Annotated in this window: 17 protein-coding genes; all 17 read left to right on the top strand. The window is 29.2% G+C overall.

Annotated features, from left to right (window positions below):
* Positions 1–313: 313 nt before the first annotated feature.
* The 17 genes from nspC (at position 314) to CSPA_RS22465 (ending at position 21,137) form a co-directional block, all read left to right on the top strand.
* Complete coding sequence (gene nspC, locus CSPA_RS22545; RefSeq protein ID WP_015394707.1) at positions 314–1,456, top strand: carboxynorspermidine decarboxylase; 1,143 nt, start codon at positions 314–316, stop codon at positions 1,454–1,456.
* Positions 1,457–1,490: 34 nt separating this feature from the next.
* Positions 1,491–2,006 carry a hypothetical protein gene (locus CSPA_RS22540; protein WP_015394706.1) on the top strand — a complete coding sequence of 172 codons (516 nt, stop codon included), beginning with the start codon at positions 1,491–1,493 and terminating at the stop codon, positions 2,004–2,006.
* A gap of 108 nt (positions 2,007–2,114) precedes the next feature.
* Entirely contained in the window at positions 2,115–3,137 is a 1,023-nt protein-coding gene (splB, locus tag CSPA_RS22535; protein WP_026106337.1) for a spore photoproduct lyase, read from the top strand.
* 129 nt (positions 3,138–3,266) lie between these two features.
* The gene (locus CSPA_RS22530) at positions 3,267–3,689 is read left to right on the top strand and encodes a bacteriohemerythrin (RefSeq protein WP_015394704.1); all 423 of its coding nucleotides are present in this window, start codon (positions 3,267–3,269) and stop codon (positions 3,687–3,689) included.
* Positions 3,690–4,107: 418 nt separating this feature from the next.
* Positions 4,108–4,629, top strand: coding sequence for a nitroreductase family protein (locus CSPA_RS22525; protein ID WP_015394703.1), 522 nt, complete (start codon positions 4,108–4,110; stop codon positions 4,627–4,629).
* 681 nt (positions 4,630–5,310) lie between these two features.
* On the top strand, positions 5,311–6,246 hold the full coding sequence (cysK, locus tag CSPA_RS22520) for a cysteine synthase A (protein WP_015394702.1): 936 nt from the start codon (positions 5,311–5,313) through the stop codon (positions 6,244–6,246).
* 252 nt (positions 6,247–6,498) lie between these two features.
* Positions 6,499–7,629: an iron-containing alcohol dehydrogenase gene (locus CSPA_RS22515; protein WP_015394701.1), complete on the top strand. Its 1,131-nt coding sequence runs from the start codon at positions 6,499–6,501 to the stop codon at positions 7,627–7,629.
* A gap of 337 nt (positions 7,630–7,966) precedes the next feature.
* On the top strand, positions 7,967–8,692 hold the full coding sequence (locus tag CSPA_RS22510; protein WP_015394700.1) for an amino acid ABC transporter ATP-binding protein: 726 nt from the start codon (positions 7,967–7,969) through the stop codon (positions 8,690–8,692).
* A 66-nt stretch (positions 8,693–8,758) separates the two neighbouring features.
* Positions 8,759–9,643: a substrate-binding periplasmic protein gene (locus CSPA_RS22505; protein WP_017810399.1), complete on the top strand. Its 885-nt coding sequence runs from the start codon at positions 8,759–8,761 to the stop codon at positions 9,641–9,643.
* Between the two features lie 55 nt (positions 9,644–9,698).
* On the top strand, positions 9,699–10,406 hold the full coding sequence (locus CSPA_RS22500; protein WP_015394698.1) for an amino acid ABC transporter permease: 708 nt from the start codon (positions 9,699–9,701) through the stop codon (positions 10,404–10,406).
* 179 nt (positions 10,407–10,585) lie between these two features.
* Complete coding sequence (locus CSPA_RS22495) at positions 10,586–11,806, top strand: PucR family transcriptional regulator (protein WP_015394697.1); 1,221 nt, start codon at positions 10,586–10,588, stop codon at positions 11,804–11,806.
* A 324-nt stretch (positions 11,807–12,130) separates the two neighbouring features.
* Positions 12,131–13,351, top strand: coding sequence for a PucR family transcriptional regulator (locus CSPA_RS22490; RefSeq protein WP_015394696.1), 1,221 nt, complete (start codon positions 12,131–12,133; stop codon positions 13,349–13,351).
* Between the two features lie 266 nt (positions 13,352–13,617).
* Positions 13,618–14,958, top strand: a complete 1,341-nt coding sequence (gabT, locus tag CSPA_RS22485) for a 4-aminobutyrate--2-oxoglutarate transaminase (protein ID WP_015394695.1) — start codon at positions 13,618–13,620, stop codon at positions 14,956–14,958.
* A gap of 168 nt (positions 14,959–15,126) precedes the next feature.
* On the top strand, positions 15,127–17,145 hold the full coding sequence (locus tag CSPA_RS22480) for a methyl-accepting chemotaxis protein (protein ID WP_015394694.1): 2,019 nt from the start codon (positions 15,127–15,129) through the stop codon (positions 17,143–17,145).
* A 210-nt stretch (positions 17,146–17,355) separates the two neighbouring features.
* Complete coding sequence (locus tag CSPA_RS22475) at positions 17,356–18,291, top strand: M14 family metallopeptidase (protein WP_015394693.1); 936 nt, start codon at positions 17,356–17,358, stop codon at positions 18,289–18,291.
* A complete protein-coding gene (locus CSPA_RS22470; RefSeq protein WP_015394692.1) occupies positions 18,288–19,223 on the top strand; it encodes a M14 family metallopeptidase in 936 nt (311 codons plus the stop codon). Before CSPA_RS22475 ends, CSPA_RS22470 begins: the two co-directional genes overlap by 4 nt.
* A gap of 513 nt (positions 19,224–19,736) precedes the next feature.
* Positions 19,737–21,137: a cation:dicarboxylate symporter family transporter gene (locus tag CSPA_RS22465; protein WP_015394691.1), complete on the top strand. Its 1,401-nt coding sequence runs from the start codon at positions 19,737–19,739 to the stop codon at positions 21,135–21,137.
* Positions 21,138–21,156 lie beyond the last annotated feature (19 nt).

Here is a 21,156-nt window from a genome sequence, read left to right as displayed (position 1 = left end):
TTATGGCTTTTCTAAAGTTAAAGTAATAAAAAATTACATTTTTAATTATTTTAATTTTTAAGTTATTACATGGTACCCATAAGGGGCACTAAATAAAAATAAAAGAGTGGCTCGGCCACTTTTTTGTTTTTTATTGCTTTATTTAAATACTTTCTAAGAAAGTAGATTTTTATTAAAAATGAGAATGAATGATCAATAGTAAATGGTCAATACTTATTAGTAAATTTGGAATGGTGAATCTTACATATTATTAAAAATAGATGATTGATCGTTGACAATTGAAAATTGATTTTATTAGAGGAGATAAAAATAAATGAGAGATATAGATATAAGTAAATTACCTTCACCATGTTATTTGGTTGATGAAAGACTTCTTAAAAAGAATTTAGAAACTTTAAACTATGTTCAGGATAAAACAGGCTGTAATATTATACTTGCAACTAAGGCATATTCTATGTATTCAACTTTCCCATTAATCGGAAAGTACTTAAAAGGTGTTACTTCAAGTTCTTTGCATGAAGCTAGACTTGGATATGAGGAAATGGGAAAAGAAGTACATATTTATTCACCTGCATATAGAGATGATGAATTTGAAGAAATAATGAAATATTCTGATCACATAATATTTAATTCTTTTAGTCAATGGAAAAAATTTAGAAGTAGAATTAAAAATTTTGAAGGAAAAAAAATAGAATGTGGTATTCGTATTAATCCAGAATACTCTGAAATAGAAACTGATATATATAATCCATGTTTTGCAAATTCAAGAATGGGAGTTACCTTAGATAACTTTGAAGAAGATGAGCTAGAAGGAATAGATGGATTACATTTTCATACAATGTGTGAGCAAAATTCTGATACTCTTGAACGTACAATAAAAGTTGTTGATGAAAAGTTTGGTAAGTATATTAAAAAGATGAAGTGGATAAATTTTGGTGGAGGACACCATATTACTAGAGAAGACTATGATTTAGATACATTAATAAAATCTATTAATTTTATAAAAGATAAATATGGAGTACAAGTATATCTAGAACCAGGTGAAGCCATTGCATTAAACACAGGCTTTCTAATATCAACAGTTTTAGATACAACTAAAAATGGAATGGATATAGCAATACTAGATACTTCAGCAGAATGTCACATGCCTGATGTGCTTGCAATGCCATATAGACCTAATATTATAGGAACAGGTAAGCCGAATGAATATGAATATACTTATAGATTTGGTGGACCAACTTGTCTCGCTGGAGATATTATTGGAGATTATTCATTTAAAGAGCCATTAAGACCAGGAGATAAGCTTATATTCTGCGATATGGCCATATATTCTATGGTTAAAAATAATACCTTTAATGGAGTTAACCTTCCTGCTATTGTAAAATATAGTGAAGAAAAAGGCATTGAGATAATAAGACAATTTGGATATGAAGATTTTAAAACTCGATTATCTTAAGCATTATTAAGAAGCATAAAGAGGGAAAATATATATGAAACAAAATAAAAATTATTTATTAATTGGAATACTAATAATATGTATTGGGGTTAGCGTTTTTACAATTTCACAAAATTTTTTATTACAAATGTCCAAAGATGGTATTGAAACAGCATTACCTTTATTAGTTCCGGCATTAGTTTTAATTGTTCCTTTAATTGCTATTATTTTTACAGTTGCTTTAAGAGAGTTGAGATATAGAAAAGCTATTGCAAATGGAATAAAAAGTGTTGGCCTTATTAAAAATGTAAGCAAAACAGGAAATTATGTAAGAAAACTACCTGAAGTTAAATTTGAATTTGATGTTTTAGATGAAAATGAAAATTCCTTTTATGGAGAGGTAACAACTGTTATTAGAGAAGAAGAGCTAGAACTATTAAAAGAGGGCATACCGGTTCCGGTTATTTATAAGATTTATAATAATTCAGAAATTACTATAGATAGAAAGCCAGAAGTTCAAAAGCTTAAAGATAAAGTTGAAAATTATAAACTAAAAAATAATATTAATTAATTTCAATAAAAATATGGTATAGACATTATAAGTTTTTGCAAATAATAATCCTATAAATTAGGAGAGGAGAAATAAATCAGCCTTATGGCAGTTTTATTGGTAGAAATTATGTTTATACCTAAAAGAATTATATTTGAAAAAGATGCATTAAATTATGAAACAGGAAGAAATATATACGATAAATTTAAAAAAGAAGAGCAAATAGAGATTATAAGTTTAACATCAAACAAATTGAAACAGCATATTCCAGGAGAAGATTTTTATTCTCAATATAGGGAAGGAAAAAAGACTTTAGTAGTAGGAACTAAAAAAAGTTTAAAATTTCAATCCTGTAAGCCATCAGCGCATTATCAACTTCCACTAATATCAGGGTGTATTGGACAATGTGAATATTGCTATTTAAATACAAAGCTAGGAGATAAACCTTTTATAAAAGTTCATGTTAATGTAGAGGAGATTCTTAACGAAGCTCATAAATATATTGAAGAAAGATTACCTGATATAACTATATTTGAAGGTGCTGCAACCTCTGATCCTATACCAGTGGAACCATATACTCACTCTATAGAAAGGGCAATAATATTTTTTGGGAAAAATAAGAATGCTAGATTTAGGTTTGTTACAAAATACAACGATATAGATTCATTATTAGAGTTAGAACACAATGGTCATACAGAAATAAGATTTAGTATAAATACTTCTTCAATAATAGATAAATATGAGCATGCTACAGCATCTAGAGATTTGAGAATAGAAGCTAGTATAAAGGCAGCTAAAGCAGGATATCCAATAGGATTTTTAATTGCGCCTGTTTTTATTTATAATAATTGGAAAGAAGAATATCATGATTTATTATTGAAATTAAGCAAGGAACTTCCAAAGGATTTAAAGAACCCGATAACTTTTGAAATAATATCTCATCGTTATACTACTACAGCAAAGAATATTATACTTCAAGCTTTCCCTAAAAGTGAACTTCCAATGAAAGAAGAAGAACGAAAATTTAAATATGGACAATTTGGATATGGAAAATATGTGTATCCAAAGGAGAGTATAGATGATATAAAGCAATTTTTTATGAAAGAAATTGATGAATTGTTTGAAGAAAAAGAAATAAAATATATTATATAAAAATTAGTAAAGAGTGAGTTCTATTAAGCTATATATATATTTCATAAATTAGAATAATATTGCAATTATTTTTTAAAGTGATATAATTTATTTAGTAATAATAATTATTAAATAAAGGAGATGTAAGAAATGGCAGCATTTCAATGGAAAGATGAATATAATTTAAACATAGAGGAAATAGATAAACAGCATAGAAAGCTAATGGAAATAGGAAAAAAAGCTTATGATATTGCAGTAATAGATGATGGATATGATAGATATGATGAGATAATGACAATCCTTGATGAGCTTTTGGAATATACAAAGTATCACTTTGAGTATGAAGAAAATATGTTAAAACAATATAATTATGAACATATTCATAATCAAGAGGAAGAACATGCATTTTATGTTTATAAAATAAAGCAAGTAGCATCAAGAGAAGATATTGATGAAAACCAAAGGAAAGTTGTATTAGAAATAATAGATTTTCTATCTAAATGGATTAGTGAGCACATCATGGGAGCTGATAAGGAATATGCAGTATTTCTTAAAAAGCTAAAGGTAGCATAATTGAACCTATAGATAGGCTCTTTTTTTATTCTATAGGAAATTATATTGTTGGACAATTTGTGGATAACTTTTGAAACAGACTAATCAACTAGGTTTAAATATGCAGCATAGCTGCTCTTTCCAAGGTGCACATTTTTCTCACATGCGTTCGAAAAGGCAGATGCGCACCTATAAAAAGAGTGCAAAGCACAATACGGAACTTAATATTAAAAATCTACGGCTCCACAGTCGCCTGCGATTTTTTTATTATTTATACTTTTTAACATTTATCTTATAATTATTTTTCTAATTAATAATGAAGTACTAACTTTTTTGAAAAAATTAGTAAACAATACTTAATATAATGATAATATAACTAATTGAATTATAAAATGGTATAATGTACTTATTAAATCATTTATTACAAGGAGATGCTATTATGAATGAAGTTTTAGAAAACATATTAACAAGAAGAAGCGTGAGAGCTTTTAAGGAAGATCAAATAAAAGATGGTGAGTTAGAATTAATTCTAAAAGCAGGGATATATGCACCAAGTGGAATGAATAAGCAAAGCTGGCAATTTACTGTTGTTCAAAACAAAGAAAAAATAGAATTACTTGCAAAAGTAGTTAGAGAAGCTTTAGGCAGAGATGCTGGATATAATTTTTATGCGCCTCCAACTTTAATTATTTTGTCTAATGACAAAGATAATACAAATGGACTTGCAGATTGTGCATGTGCATTAGAAAATATATTCTTAATGGCAAATTCACTAAAAATAGGGTCGTGTTGGATTAATCAATTAAAGACCATTTGTGATGAGGAAGAAGTAAGAAAAGTGTTAAATAGTTTTGATATACCAGAAAATCATATTGTATGGGGAATAGCAGCTATAGGATATACTGCTAATGTGCCAGCAGTTCATGAAAGAAAAGCTGGAGTGGTTAAATTTGTAAAATAGTTTGAAAAGTATTAGATAAATTCAAATAACTAGAATAATTTAGATACTGGAAATAGCAAGTCAGTGGTTGGATAAATTCCATACAGGCTTGTTATTTTTTATTCTTTTTGAATTTATAATGCAGTAAAATCTGTGGATAATATATGAAAAGGGCTATTTAAGTGAGTTGGGTATAAAAAAAGAATAAAAAACAAATCATATTCGCCTGCATAAAATGTTCTCATATGTACATAGCTGCCATTTCTAATGTGCATATTTTTCTCACATACGTTCGAAAAGGCAGATGCGCACCTATAAAAAGAGTGCGAAGCACAATACAGAACTTAATATTAAAAATCTCCGGCTCCACAGTCGCCTGCGATTTTTTTATGTATAATATTTTAATTATTGTTCAAATTAAATAAGACTTGAGCATTAATGAAAATATAAATTTAGGAGTTTTCTCTTGTTAACATTTCATAGCTCATTATTTTAACTATTTCATTGGAGTTTTACTGTTAATTTATAATTAAAACATATTTGTCATAATTAAAATTAATTAATTGAATGATGAAATGAGTAATTCCTACAATTTTAATAAGAATTATGGAAAAAAGTATTGACTAGATAATAACATAGGAATATACTTATAACATAGTAAATAGATAAGAATTCTAAGAAAGATAATGAGGAGTGAGTGTAATGTCAAAAATATATAAAAATCTTGCAGAGTTAGTTGGAAGAACACCATTATTGGAAGTGGCTAATTATAGTAAAGGTAAGGATTTAAAAGCTACTGTAGTTGCGAAATTAGAATATTTTAATCCAGCAGGTAGTGTTAAAGATAGAATCGCAAAGGCTATGATTGAGGATGCTGAAAACAAAGGCTTATTAAAACCAGGCTCAGTTATAATTGAACCAACTAGTGGAAATACAGGAATCGGAATTGCATCTGTAGGAACTGCTAAAGGGTATAAAGTTATAATTGTAATGCCAGAGACTATGAGTGTTGAAAGACGTAGTCTTATAAAGGCTTATGGTGCAGAAATAGTATTAACAGAAGGTGCTAAAGGAATGAAAGGCGCAATTGCAAAAGCTGATGAGTTAGCAGCTGAAACTCCAAATTCATTCATTCCAGGTCAATTTATAAATCCGGCTAATCCAGAAGTTCATAGAAACACTACTGGACCAGAAATTTGGGAAGATACTGATGGAAAAGTAGATATATTTGTAGCAGGTGTTGGAACAGGTGGAACAGTTACAGGAGTTGGAGAATATTTAAAATCTAAGAACCAAAATGTTAAAATAGTCGCTGTAGAGCCAGCTGATTCACCAGTATTATCAGAAGGAAAATCAGGCCCACATAAAATACAAGGAATTGGTGCAGGTTTTGTTCCAGATGTATTAAATACAAAAATCTATGATGAAATAATAAAGATTAAAACAGAAGAAGCATTTAGTGCCGCTAGAGAATTATCAAAGACAGAAGGGCTACTTGTAGGAATTTCGTCAGGAGCAGCAATTTATGCAGCAACTGAATTAGCAAAACTTCCAGAAAATGCTGGAAAGACAATAGTTGTATTACTTCCTGATACAGGGGAACGTTATTTATCTACTGCACTATTTGAAGATAAATAAATTTAATAATAAAAGTGATAATTGGTAGAAGGCTGAGATGCCTTCTTTTAATTTATATATATCTTTTTGTAAAATTTGTTCGGGGTGCACTAAAAAAATGTTAGCAAGAATCATGGAATATATATTTTTATTATGATATCATTATTTTGACGAAGGTGTCTTTATTTTTAAAATAGAGGCATTTTTGCATTTATTTAAGTAAATGTAATAATCGAGTGATATTTATTAAGTTATTTTTAGGAGGAGTCAGAAATGAATTTTAATTATAATTTACCAGTAAATCTTTTGTTTGGAAGGGGAAGAAGCAATGAAATAGGAACAGAAGTATCTAAATATGGGAAGAAGGCGCTTATTGTAACTGGAAGAAGCAGTACAAAAAAAAGTGGATTACTTGATAAAGTCATAACTTTATTGAAAGACGCAAAAGTTGAATATGAAATTTTTGATAAAGTTGAGCAAAATCCATTGACTACAACTGTATATGAAGGTGTAGAGGTCTTAAGAGAAACAGGTTGTGATGTTATTTTAGGTCTTGGTGGCGGAAGTATTATGGATGCTGCAAAGAGTATAGCATTTTCAGCTAAGAATTCTGGAGATATTTCAGAATACATATTTGGGATAAAGCAAGGAAATGAAGCATTACCAATAGTTTTAGTACCAACAACTTGTGGGACTGGTAGTGAAGGAAATTGTTTTTCTGTTCTTACTAATCCGGAAACAAAGGATAAAAAGTCTCTTAGGACAAATGTAATAATTGCAAAAGCATCTATTATTGATCCAGAATTAATGACAACAATGCCAAAGAGTATACTTGCATCTGTTGGTTTTGATGCATTAGCACATAATATGGAAGCTTATGTATCAAAAATAGGACAACCATTAACAGATATGAAAGCTTTTTATGGAATAAAATTATTAGCTGATAACTTAATTAGAGTATACAATGACCCTGCTGATATGGATGCTTGGGAACAAGTGACATTAGCTAGTACTTTAGGAGGTATGGTTATTGGGGTAGCAGGGGTTGCTGCACCACATGGTCTTGAACATCCAGCAAGTGGATTGTATGATATTGTTCATGGAAAAGGTCTTGCAGCACTTACTCCTGTAATTATTGAAAAATCATGGGAAAGCAATGTACAAAAATATAGTGATATATCAAGGCTTCTAGGAGGAACAGATGCAAAAGATTGTGCTGAGGCTATAAGGAAATTCCTTGAAAAAATTAATCTTAAAGTGACATTAGGTGAACTTGGAGTTAAAAAAAGTGATATTGATTGGATGTCAGAAAACTGTATGAAAGTATCAAAACCAAGTATAGCCAATAATCCTAAAGAATTTAACTTAGAAGAGATTAAAGATATTTACATTAACGCACTTTAAAAGGTTGTGCACATTGCACTAAAATATTGTTATAAATGATAATAGACGGATAAACATTAATGTGATAATATACATACAAGCAAATTAATTCTTGAAAGTAGCAAAGATTGTTTAGTGAAACGCAGCCTAGTTTTGAAAATCAATGGTGAGGAATAAATTAAAATTAAAGGTTGTGCACACTGCACATAAAAAATGTTACTTATGAGTATAGAAATTATAAAAATATCGTGATAATATTATTTTAACAAAAAAAGAAAATAATTATATTGAATGCAAAGGCGCACTGAAATTAAAACAGTGCGTCTTTTTATATTATATGAAAACAGGAGTTGAGAATATGTATAAAGTTTGCGAATTATCAAAAAAATACGGAAATCTTGAAGTATTGAAGAATATAAGTGTAGATATAAAAGAAGGCGAAGTTGTATGTATTATAGGACCTTCTGGATCCGGAAAAAGTACATTTTTAAGGTGTTTAAATTTATTTGAAGTTCCAACAGGTGGAGAAATGTATTATAATGGTAAAAGTATTATGGAGAAAAATACAGATAGCAGAACTCTTAGAGAAGAAGTAGGAATGGTGTTTCAAAAGTATAATTTATTTCCACTACATACTGTGGTTCAAAATGTTATGCTAGCACCAGTACTCACTAAAAAGAAAAATAGAAAAGAAGCAGAAGAAAAAGCATTAGAACTTTTAGGAAAGGTTGGCTTGAAAGAAAAGGCAGATGTGTACCCGAAGACTTTGTCAGGAGGACAACAACAACGTGTTGCCATAGCAAGAGCACTAGCGATGGAGCCTAAGATGCTTTTGTTTGATGAACCAACATCTGCTCTAGATCCAGAATTAGTTGGAGATGTATTAGATGTTATGAAGCAGTTAGCAAAGGACGGTATGACTATGGTAGTTGTTACACATGAAATGGGATTTGCTAGAGATGTATCTGATAGAGTAATTTTTATGGATAAAGGTTATATAGTTGAAGAAGGATCACCTAAAGAGATTTTTACAAATCCTAAAAATGAGAGAACAAAAGAATTTTTATCTAGAGTTCTTAATTAAATAAAATATTAAATTTAATTAATATAGCAAAATAAGCAAAAATAATTATGAAAAGGGGAAATTAATATGAAGAAATTGTGGAGAAAATTAGTGATATTGACGGTAGTTGTTATAGGGTGTATTGGATTAATGGCAGGATGTGGATCAGGAGGAAATGCTACTAATTCAGGGGCAGCAGATAGTAGTAAGGGAAAAGATACTTTAGCAGCAGCAAAGGAAAAAGGAGTATTGACTGTTGCTTCATCAAATGATGCACCATTTGCATTTATAGATGCTAAGACTAATGAATTTACTGGAATTGATGCAGAAATAATAACTGAAATTGCTAAAAGACTTGGAATAAATAAAGTTGAAATGAAGCAAATACCATTTGAGAATTTATTGGTTGAACTAAATAATAATTCAGTAGATATGGTAACAGATGGAATGTACGTAAAAGATGAACGTAAAAAATTAGCTAAATTTACAAATATATGGTACAAAGAGGGAGAAGCAATAGTTATTCCTAAAGATTCTAAAATTACAAGCAAAGATGATTTGAAAAATGTAACATTAGGAGGACAAAAAGGAACAGCCTTCTTAGAAACAGCTCAAAAGTGGCAAAAAGATGGTTTGGTTAAGGATGTTAAAATCTTTGCAAGTCAATCTGAATTAATGTTAGCTGTAAATACTGGAAAAGTAGATGCTTGTATAACAGATGGAATGGTTGCAGGATATACTTTATCTCAAGATAGTAGTCTTAATTTGAAGATTTTATCACCATATAAGGCAGAGGCATCTGGAATGATAGCAGCAGCAGTTAGAAAAAATGACACTGCTTTAGCAGATGCTGTAAATGAAAAACTTGATGAAATGAAAAAAGATGGAACTATTCTTAAACTTCTTAAGAAGTATGGAATGAATGAAGATTATTTTGTATCAATAGAAGATGGTAAAACTTCAGATAAATAATAAAATCTAAAAAAGAATCCATAAGGATTCTTTTTTGGAAAAGGAGGAAGTATAGATGGATATTTTATCTAATTTAGATTTTAGCACTGCATTTAAATATTTAGTACCTTCCTTAGGGGATGGACTTTGGATTGTTATAGAAGCAACTATATTCGGATTTTTTTTGGCAATAGTTTTAGGGTTACTTATTGCAATTGGACGTATAAGTAGATTTAAAGTATTAAGGGGAATATTGGTAGTATTTTTAGAATTCATTCGAGGAACTCCATTATTAGTTCAATTAGTATATATGTATTATGTAGTACCACTTTTAGTATCAATGATTGTACAATTTTGGAATCCTGGATATCAATTTAAAATAAGTTCGTTAGTTGCTGGAATAGTAGGTCTTGGAATTAATTATGGTTGTTATATATCAGAAGTTATTCGATCATCAATCGTATCAATTGATGGTGGGCAAAATGAAGCAGCATTGGCATTAGGTCTTACAAATAATCAAGCTTTATTTAGAATAATAATACCTCAAGCATTAAGAAATGTAATACCTGTATTTGGAAATTACTTGGTTATGATGTTAAAGGATACTTCATTACTTGCATATGTATCAGTTAGTGAATTGTTGTTAAGAACTCAAAGTTATGCATCTCAATCGTTCTTGACCATTGAATCATATACAATTTTAGCTGTTTTTTATCTAATATTGAGTTTGCCACTATCTCAATTAGTAAAATTAGTAGAAAAGAAAATGCTAAAATTCAGTTAGGTTCTTAAATTATTAAAGACTACATCTTTTGCTTATATAAAATTAGGGCAATAATGGTGTGGTTTTTATTTTATATTTAAGAATATTATAATTTACCCTTTTTTTATGCATTAATATGTGATAAAAATATTATAAGCAATAGTGATATTTTTAATAATAAAAGGGCAAGGGTGGATGACATGTCAATTTCAGTAAAAGATATATTTAAATTAGATTCATTACAAAAAGTAAAACTAGTTAGTGGGGAGGCTGGATTAGAAAAGTGTATTGAATGGATTTATGTAGCAGAATGTTTTGAAGATCCATTAGAAGGAATTAAGTGGCTTCAAGGTGGAGAAATTATATTTATTACAGGTGTAGGAATAAAAGATAATGTTCAAAGATTATTAGATTTAATTAAGGGAATACATGAAAAGAATGGAGCTGGATTAATTGTAAATATAGGCCCATATATTAAAAGCATTCCTGAAGAAGCTATTAAGCTTGCAGATAAACTTGAAATACCACTATTTACATTGCCATGGGAAGTTAAGTTAGTAGAAGTTTCAAGAGAGATTAGCAATGCAATAGTTTTGTCGCGTATAGAAGAAAACTCGCTTACTCATTTTTTGAGTAATATTTTATTTGGTGATGGAGAAATTGAAGGAGATGCAATACAAAAGGCAGCATATTTTGGATATAATTTAGCTGGTGAATGTTGTATTTGTGTTGTTGATATTGATGGATTTGAAAGATATTTAAAGTTCAAAAAATTAGAAGATGAAATGAGTATATCTAAAATTAAGATTACATTTAGAAAAATAGTACAAGATATTTTGGAAAAGCATGCACTTAAAGTTCCAATAATTGATAAAGATGATGCGGTTATTTTTTTCATTAGATCAGAAGAAAATTGCATGAATAGATTAGATAAAGCTTTAAAAGAAATACAAGAAATAATAAAAAAGCGTATGGATAATCTTTCTGTAAGTGTTGGAATTGGTAATTCATATAAAGATTTAAAAATGATGAAGCAATCATTAAATGAAGCGGAACTAGCTATTGATAGCGCAAAATGTCAGGGACTAGATGATACAATTACAAAGTATAAAGATATAGGAATTTATGGTCTTTTGTTTAGTATTAACAACAGAACTGTATTAGAAAATTATTTTACTGAAATCTTGGGACCAATTATAAATAGTGAGAATAAAGATAATAATTTGATTGAAATTTTGGAAACTTATCTAAATGAAAACTGCAATATCACAGTTACAGCCGAAAAATTATTTTTACATAGAAATACCCTTAAATATAAAATAAAAAAGATAGAAGAACTATTGAATTGTGATTTGCATAATTTTAATGAATGTACTAAAGTGAAAATAGCATTATATGTTAGCAAAGTATTAAAAAAGTAATGTTATGGATACAGTGGACAATTTTATTATAGTTTGTGGACATATAAAATAAATATAGAATTTTATATAATAGTTATATTCTAATTGCTAATTATTAATATTAAATTATAAATTAATAGCTAAGTTTTTTGAATTTATTGGAGTGAGATGTACAATAATAGTTATAACTTATATATATTATAATTTAACTATCAATATTGGATAATTAAATAAAAGGACAATGTTAGTCTATCACAGCAGTGATAGACTTTTATTTTTCCATAGATTTTAAGCATAAGATTAACTGTAAACTATAAAATGTAAACTGAAAAGCGGGGTGGTTATATGTCAATTTTAGTAAAAGATATTCTGAAACTAGACACTCTAAAAGACATGGTATTGGTTGGAGGAAGTGCAGGCCTAGAAAAATGCATAGAATGGATATACGTATCAGAATGCTTAGAAGATCCATTGGAAGGCATAAAGTGGCTGCAAGGGGGAGAAATTGTAATTATAACAGGTGTAGGAATAAAAAGTGATATAGGAGTATTAACAAAACTTATCGAGGAAATAAGCAAAAAAAGTGGAGTGGGTTTAATAGTAAATGTAGGTAAATACATAAAAAAAATACCAGAGCGTGCGGTAGAAATTGCTGATAAACTTGAAATTCCTTTATTTGCACTTCCGTGGGAAGTTAGGCTTGTAGAGGTCTCAAAGCAAATAAGCAATGCCATTATATTAGCGCGAATTGAAGAAAAATTTATGAATGATTTTTTGAATAATATATTATTTGCTCAAGCGGATTTAGGGGTTAATGTCAAAGAAAAAGCTAATTATTTTAGATATAACCTGCAGGGAAAATGCTGTATATGCATTTTGCAGATAAATGGATTAAAGGAATTTGCTCAGTCGAAAGCTCTGGAAGATGAAATTAGTATAACTAAAATTAAAGTTACGCTAAGGAAATTAGTTCAGGACATATTAGAAAAATATTCATTGAAGGTTCCAATAATTGATAATGAAGAAGAAATTATTTTTTTAAATAGAGCAGAAGAAAATTCTATGTATAGATTAAACAGAGCATTGCAAGAAATACAAGAATTAGTTTCTAAGCGCATGGCGGGGATATCAATAAATGTAGGGATTGGGAATGGATATGAAGATTTGGGTTTTATGAAGGAATCTTTTAATGAAGCGAAAATAGTAATTGAGAGTTTAAAATTTGATGGTGGGAGACAGGCAATTAGGAAATATAATGATATAGGGATATATAGTTTGATATTAAATGTTAATAATAAGAGTATATTAGAAAATTATTGCAAGCAAGTAATTGGACCAATTATTGAAAAATCAAAAAATAATAAAGATGTTAATTATATTAAAATATTAGATATGTACTTAAATGAAAATTGTAACATTACTACGACAGCAGAAAAATTATTAATTCATAGGAATACTCTAACATATCGCATAAAAAAAATTGAAGAGTTATTAAATTGCAGTCTGCACAATTTTGAAGAATGTTTTAATATAAAAATGGCATTATATATAAATAAAATACTATAGATAAGGTAGTGTTTTGGTCAAAATAGACAAAAATATTATGGTGTTTGGACATAGAAAAAAAGGAAAGAAAGTATTATTATATAAACAAGCTAATACAAAGAGCGCAACATAAAAGTTTTGTAGACAATGGAGTCTTTATGGGTATAAACATGAAGATTCCATTTTTTATTGCTAAAAATGTTTAATAGAAAATTGAGAATGAAAAATAAATGATGAAGGCTAAAACATGAACAGCTTTTATCATATAAAGTATAGGGGGATTAAAAATGATAGAAGAATCAAATGTAAAATTAGTAACAGCCATACCAGGACCTAAATCAAAGGAAATTTTTGAAGAAAGAAAAAAATATGTAGCAAATGGTGTATCGATATCCACAGACATTGCTATTGCAGAAGCAAAAGGGGCTTTAATTAAAGATGTTGACGGAAATGTATTTTTAGATTTTGCTGGAGCAATTGGTGTCCAAAATGTTGGGCATTGTGATGATGAGATAGTTAAAGTAATACAAGAGCAAACAGCTAAGTATATTCACCCAGGATATAATGTTGTAACTTATGAATCTTATGGAGCTTTAGCAAAGAAATTAACAGAAATAACAGTTGGGGATTTTGAAAAAAAAGTAATGTTTGCAAATAGTGGTGCAGAAGCAGTAGAAAATGCTATAAAAATAGCAAGAACTTATACGAAAAAAACAGGAATCCTTTCAGCGACAGGTTCTTTTCATGGTCGTACAAATATGACTATGTCAATTACAAGTAAGTATAAGCCTTATAAAAATGGGTTTGGGCCATTTGCACCTGAAACTTATAAATTTGATTACCCATACTCCTATAGAGCTCCACTTGGAGTTTCAGAGGAAGACTATGCAGAAGAATGTATTAATAAATTAAAAAGTATGCTTAAAACAACATTATCTCCAGATATGATAGCATGCTTGATTATTGAACCATTACAAGGTGAAGGTGGATTTATAGTACCATCTGCAAAATATATGCAAGAATTACAAAAGCTTTGTAATGAAAATAATATACTTTTAATTGTAGATGAAATACAAGCTGGGTTTGCTAGAACTGGAAAAATGTTTGCTCATGAACACTATGGTATAGAACCAGATATTGTTACACTATCAAAATCAATAGCAGCGGGAATTCCATTAAGTGCTGTAGTTGCTAAAAAAGAAATAATGGATTCAGCATGTGTAGGTGGAATTGGTGGAACATATGCTGGAAGTCCGCTTGGATGTGTGGCTGCACTTAAAGTAATTGAAAAAATTGAAAAAGAGGATTTGTGTGGGAAATCACAAAAGCTTGGAGAATATATTACTGGTAGATTAAATAAGATGAAAGAAGAATTTGATGCTATTGGTGAAGTAAGAGGGCTTGGTTCTATGATAGGAGTAGAATTTGTTAAAGACCTGGAAACTAAAGAACCAGCAGCAGATTTAGTAAAGGCAATAATTAAAAAATGCTATGAAAAAGGTGTTATTTTATTAAATGCAGGATTGCTTAGCAATGTAATTCGTTTCTTACCACCACTTGTAATGACAGAAGAACAAGTTAAATATGGAATGGATGTATTAGAAGAATCAATTAAAGAATGTCTATAAGTTAAAAAATATAAACTATATATAAGTTCTAGTATCTATATAATTTAATATTTCAACGTAGGAATTAATTCATGTGATCTATAAATCGAAATTTATAGATTGCATGGATTTAATTTTTTATATGATTTGTAATTAGGGATAAAAATTAATAAGAAGAGGTGATTAGTTATGAAAAAAATAAAAACACAATTAATAACGGTATTTAGTTTGGTCTGTATAGGATGTCTAGTTATTGCTATGTTTATAAGCTGTTTTATTTCATCAAAGATGATTTCTTCTAATACACAGGATAAATATTCAAATCAAATTGAAGCATATTCTTCAAAGATAGATGGATATCTTAAGGTTCATGGAAATACTATAAATATTATAGATAATTATTTAGAGACAATGTCTGATTTTAGTAATGAAAAAATTCTTTCATTTGTAACTGAACAATTTAAACAAAATAAATCTACATCAGATATATATGTTGGATTAATTGATAAAACATTTTTAGATGGATCTGGGTGGACTCCAAAGGCAGATTTTGATTGTACCACAAGAAGTTGGTTTAAAAATGCTATTAATAAGAAAGATCTTAATTACGGTGATCCTTATTTTGATCTTACAACTCAAAGTATGTGCGTAGCTATTTCTAAACCTATTATTAGAGAAAATAAAATTGTAGGGGTTATTTCTTTAGACGTAAATTTAAAAGTACTAGCAGAAACTATTGAGGAGGCAAAGAAGGATCAAAATACATATGGATTTGTTCTTGACAATGGAAATAATATTATAGCTCATCCAAATGATGAATATATGCCTAAAGAAGATAAAACTACTAATATTGAAAGTATTATTGGAAATGCATTTTCAAGCGCTGCACAAATAAGTAATGGTATTTATAATACAAATAAATTAAAGGATTATGATGGCATAGATAGGTTATTTATGTTTACAACTATTCCTAGTACAGGTTGGAAAATAGGATTAGCAGTGCCTGAAAGTGTTTATAATTCTTCGCTAAGAATATTAATAAGTACTTTTGTTGTTATAATTCTCATTGCATCAATAATTACATATGTCATTGGTCACTTACTAGGAGTTAAAATAGCTCAGCCTATTTCTATATTGACAGCTACTATTAACGACATTAAAAATTTAAAATTAACAAATAATGAGGAAAGTATAAAATATCGAGATATTAAAGCTTCAAATATAGAAACTGAGACTATATGCAAGGCTGTAAATGCCTTAAGAGCAACTTTGATCAATATTGTGGTAGAATTACGATGGGCATCTAACAAGGTTATTGATGGAAGTTCAAAGCTTTCAGAAGTTGTAAATGAAAATGTAGCTTCTATTGAAGATGTTACTAAAACTCTTTCACAAATTGTAAAGGCAATTGAAAGTGAAGCTAAAGAGTCTCAATATGGTATTGAACAATTGACTAACCTTTCAGAAGAAATTTACACGGCAGCAGAGGATACTAATACTTTGGAGAAAATTTCCACTGTTACAGTAGAGCATATAGATAAAGGTATGATGTATATTGATGAATTATCAAGAAAAATAGAAGATACAGCATTAGCTCAAAGTAAGGCAGGTAAGAATGTTGAAGTGTTAGCTGAAAAATCAATTTATATTGGTGAAATAAGTAATGCTATAAGTGAAATTGCAACTCAAACTAACTTACTTTCACTAAATGCATCTATTGAGGCAGCCAGGGCTGGAGAATACGGAAAAGGCTTTGCAGTAGTAGCAAATGAAATTAAAAAACTTTCAGAGGAGACTGCAGGTTCTACAAAGCGTATAATTCAAATTATTCAAGAAATTCAAAAAGAAATAGAATTAACAAAAGTAAATATGGAGGTAGCAGAGAAATCTACAAATGAATATGTTGAAAGTATGAATGAAACAAAAAATGTATTTGTAGATATAAATAGCAAAGTAGATATAATGAATAAAAGTGTATCTAGTTTAGTAAATTCTATAAGCAAGGTTAATGAACATAAAAATGAGGTTATTAAATGTTTCTCTGATATATCTGCAGCTACAGAAGAAACTTCAGCTTCATCTCAAGAGGTTTTAAATTCAATGGAATTCCAGGGAAGTAATATTGGTGAATTGAGTTCATTAGCTGATAACTTAAATGAAATTACCTTAACTTTAAACAATATTATAGATACCTTTGAACTTGATTAACAGTTATGTTAAAATATTTGACAATAAAATTATGGAGTAGTAATATTAAATTAAGGCAAAGATGCTCATTACTGAGGTCTTTGTCTATTTTTATATCTGATATTTATAATATATTCGAAGAAAAATTTTTTACATGAAAAATAATAAAATAGTCATTTTTTATATAGTATTATATATATAAAAAGTAGCAGTAAGCATAAGGAGGGCGTTATGATAGAAAATGTTGTATCATTGGAATTAGCAGTAGATGAAAATTTAATCATCAAGAAAAATAGGCTTACTCCAAGTAATATAAATGGACAAGAAAAAAGAATATGCATTGTTACAGGAATGCATGGAGATGAATTAGAGGGGCAGTATGTATGTTATAAATTAATAAAATTAATACAAGATAATATAAAGTGCCTAAATGGAGTGGTTGATATATATCCATCCTTAAATCCACTAGGAATAGATTCGGTACATAGGGGCTTGCCAACTTTTGATTTAGATATGAATAGAATTTTTCCTGGATCAGAAAGTGGAGCTATGGCAGAACATGTAGCAGCAAAAATAATTGAGGATATAGAAGGTGCTGATATTTGTGTAGATTTACATGCAAGTAACATATTTTTAAGAGAAGTACCTCAAGTAAGAATCAGTGAAAATATGAAAGATAAGCTTGTACCTTATGCAAAATTGCTTAATATGAATTTTATATGGATACATCCAGAATTAACAGTATTAGAATCTACTCTTACATACAATTTAAATGAAAGAAATATACCAACCTTACTTGTAGAAATGGGAGTTGGAATGAGAATTACTAAGGAATATGGAGATCAATTGGTAGATGGAATATTTAATTTAATGAAAAAGTTAAATATCTGGAAGGGTGAAGTAATTGATGTTAGAGAACCAATAATATCTGTAGAAAAGGAAATGAACTTTATTAATGCTAATGTTTCAGGCGTTTTTATGCCTTCTGTTAAGCATTTAGATGTGGTTAGAGAAGGTGAAAAAATAGGTGAAATAATAAATTCTTTATCTGGTGAAATAGATGAAAAAGTTTTTTCACCATGTGATGGAGTAATATTTACATTAAGAGAATATCCAGTAGTTTATGAAGGCTCTCTTATTGCAAGGGTTGTTGGAGGTACAAAATGAGAAAGGAAATAATATATACTTTAAAGTCACCTCATCGTGAAGATATGAGAATTACAGGATATAAATTTGGAAAAGGTGAAAAGACAGCCTGTATAGTTGGAGCTATAAGAGGAAATGAAATTCAACAATTATATACTTGTTCTCAGTTAATTAAAACCTTAACTAAGTTAGAACATAGAGGAGCAATTTCAAAAGATCGTGAAATTCTTGTTATACCTTGTGTAAATCCACATTCCATGAATATAGGAAAAAGATTTTGGGCAATGGATAATACTGATATAAATAGAATGTTTCCTGGACAAGCAAATGGAGAAACTACTCAAAGAATTGCGAATGGTGTTTTTGAACAGGTTAAGGATTACCCATATGGAATTCAATTCACTAGTTTTTATATGCCAGGAGATTTTATACCACATATAAGAATGATGGAAACTGGATATCATAGTCCAAGTCTTGCAAATTTGTTTGGCTTGCAATATGTAGTGATACGTAAACCTAAACCATATGATAAAATGACCTTAAATTATAATTGGCAAATGTGGGAATCAAGTGCTTTTTCATTATATACAAATGCTACAGATCAAATTGATGAAAGTTCTGCAAAGCATGCGGTGGTTGCAGTTCTGAGATTTTTAACAAGAATGGGAGTAATAAAATATACTAGTCATAGTGGCTATATAGCAAGTGTTTTGCAAGAAGATGATTTGCTTTCTGTTAAGACTACAGCTGCCGGAATTTATAGAGGATTAAAAAATCCCGGAGATGGAGTAGAAAGAGGAGATATACTTGCTGAGATAATTCATCCTTATGAAGGAGAGGTCATAGAAAAAGTTATATCTCCTACTGATGGGATAATATTTTTTGCTCATAAGTCACCGTTAGTAATGGAAAATGTAGTAGCATATAAAATCATCAGAAGACTACATGAATAAGAAACTAATATATAACTATGTATAAGGAGTCTTAATACTATTAAGCTTATACATAGTTTTTTTATTCTTTAGGAAATTATATTGTTGGACAATCTGTGGATACCTTTTGAAATAGAATAATCAACTAGGTTTAATGTTTTAAAAAAATAAATCATATTCGCCTGCATAAAATGTTCTCATATGCAGATGCGTAAAAAAATCTACGGCTCCCACAGTCGCCTGCGATTTTTTTATTGTACAGGAATAAGAATTTAAGAAACCTGAGAGCCTTATGAAATAAAGGATTTTGAAGATGAATGATGGATAATTAATTAAACATGTCACAGACAATTTAAAAGTTTTAAGTGATATCAATAAAAAATCAGTATATATTAGAGAAACCGTTTAAAGATTTAAATATTTGATTATAATAGAACAAAAAAATAAAACACACGCTATTGACATAGAAGAATATAATTGATAATATAATCTTACTAAATTTATAGGAATTATAAGAAATGGAAGGGGATAATTATGGAAAATACATTTTTTTCAAAATTTATAATGATTACAAGCTTTATGCCGCTTGTATTCATAGCAGTATTAATTGGACTAATATTTATAATATATAAACTGGAAAAGGCAGGTTTGAATTTTTCAAAGCGTATGCTTATTTCTACAGCAGCTGGATTAATTCTAGGAGTTGTTATACAATTTATAGCTGGTTTTCCAAAGAGCAGTGGAGATGTTAAATGGATAGGCGAAGTTATAAAATGGTATGGATTAGTTGGTAATGGATTCATGGATCTATTAAAAATGCTCGTAGTACCACTGGTTTTCATATCAATGTTAAGAGTTATAATAACTATGGATGCTCAGAAAAGTTTAGGAAAAATTACTTTTAGATCTATATCAGTTTTGCTAGGGACTACAGCAATATCTTCAATAATTGCAATAATAGTTGGTAATTTATTTAAACTTGGAGTAGGAGTAGAGGCAGTTCAAAGCAAAGCAGAAATGAAAGAAATAGTTCCATTTGTAGATACAATAAGAGGACTTCTTCCATCAAATCCAATAAAAGTAATGGCTGACGCTAATATAGTAGCTGTTGTTATATTTGCAGCATTTCTTGGAATAGCAATAAGAAAATTAAATAAGAGCAATAAAGATGTTATAAAACCTGCAGTAGATATAATTGAAGCATTTTATAGTATTATGACAAGTGTAGCTAGAACAGTTATAAGGTTTATGCCATATGCTGTTTTGCCATTACTTGCAAATACAATTGCATCAAATGGAATATCGGCAATAACAAATGTACTTAGCTTCATAATTGCATTATATGTGAGCGTTAGTATTGTATTTATTGTACACCTTATAATAGTTTCACTTAATGGATTAAATCCAATTCAGTATGTAAAAAATGTAACTGAACCATTAGTTTTAGCATTTACCTCAAGGTCAAGTCTTGGAACATTACCTGTTACAATAGAAACTCTAAATAAAAAAGTTGGAGTTGAGAAAGGAATTGCAAGTTTTGCAGGAAGTCTTGGAGCTAACATGGGAATGAATGGCTGTGCAGCTATATATCCTGCATTAATGGCTATAACAATTGCTAATATGTCTGGGACTACAATGGACTTCAGTTTTTATGCAATGCTAGTAATTACAATAATTATAAGTTCTTTTGGAATCGCAGGGTTGCCAGGAACAGCGATAATGTCTGTATCAGTTGTAATATCAGGTATGGGGATGGGAAGTTTCTTCCCACTTGCAGGAGGAATACTTGCAATTGATCCAATATTAGATATGGCAAGAACAGCACTTAATGTTGATGGAGCAATGGTTTCAGCAGTAACAGTTGCTAAGAGTTTCAATGAATTAGATAAAGAAGTTTTTAATTCAAATGATAAAATTATAGCTGAAGCTAATTAAATTAGTAATAAATATAGAT

This window comes from Clostridium saccharoperbutylacetonicum N1-4(HMT) (genome assembly GCF_000340885.1).
In the GTDB taxonomy this organism is placed as follows: domain Bacteria; phylum Bacillota; class Clostridia; order Clostridiales; family Clostridiaceae; genus Clostridium; species Clostridium saccharoperbutylacetonicum.
Note: the sequence above shows the minus strand (reverse complement) of the source record. Positions and strands in the feature narration are given on the sequence as shown.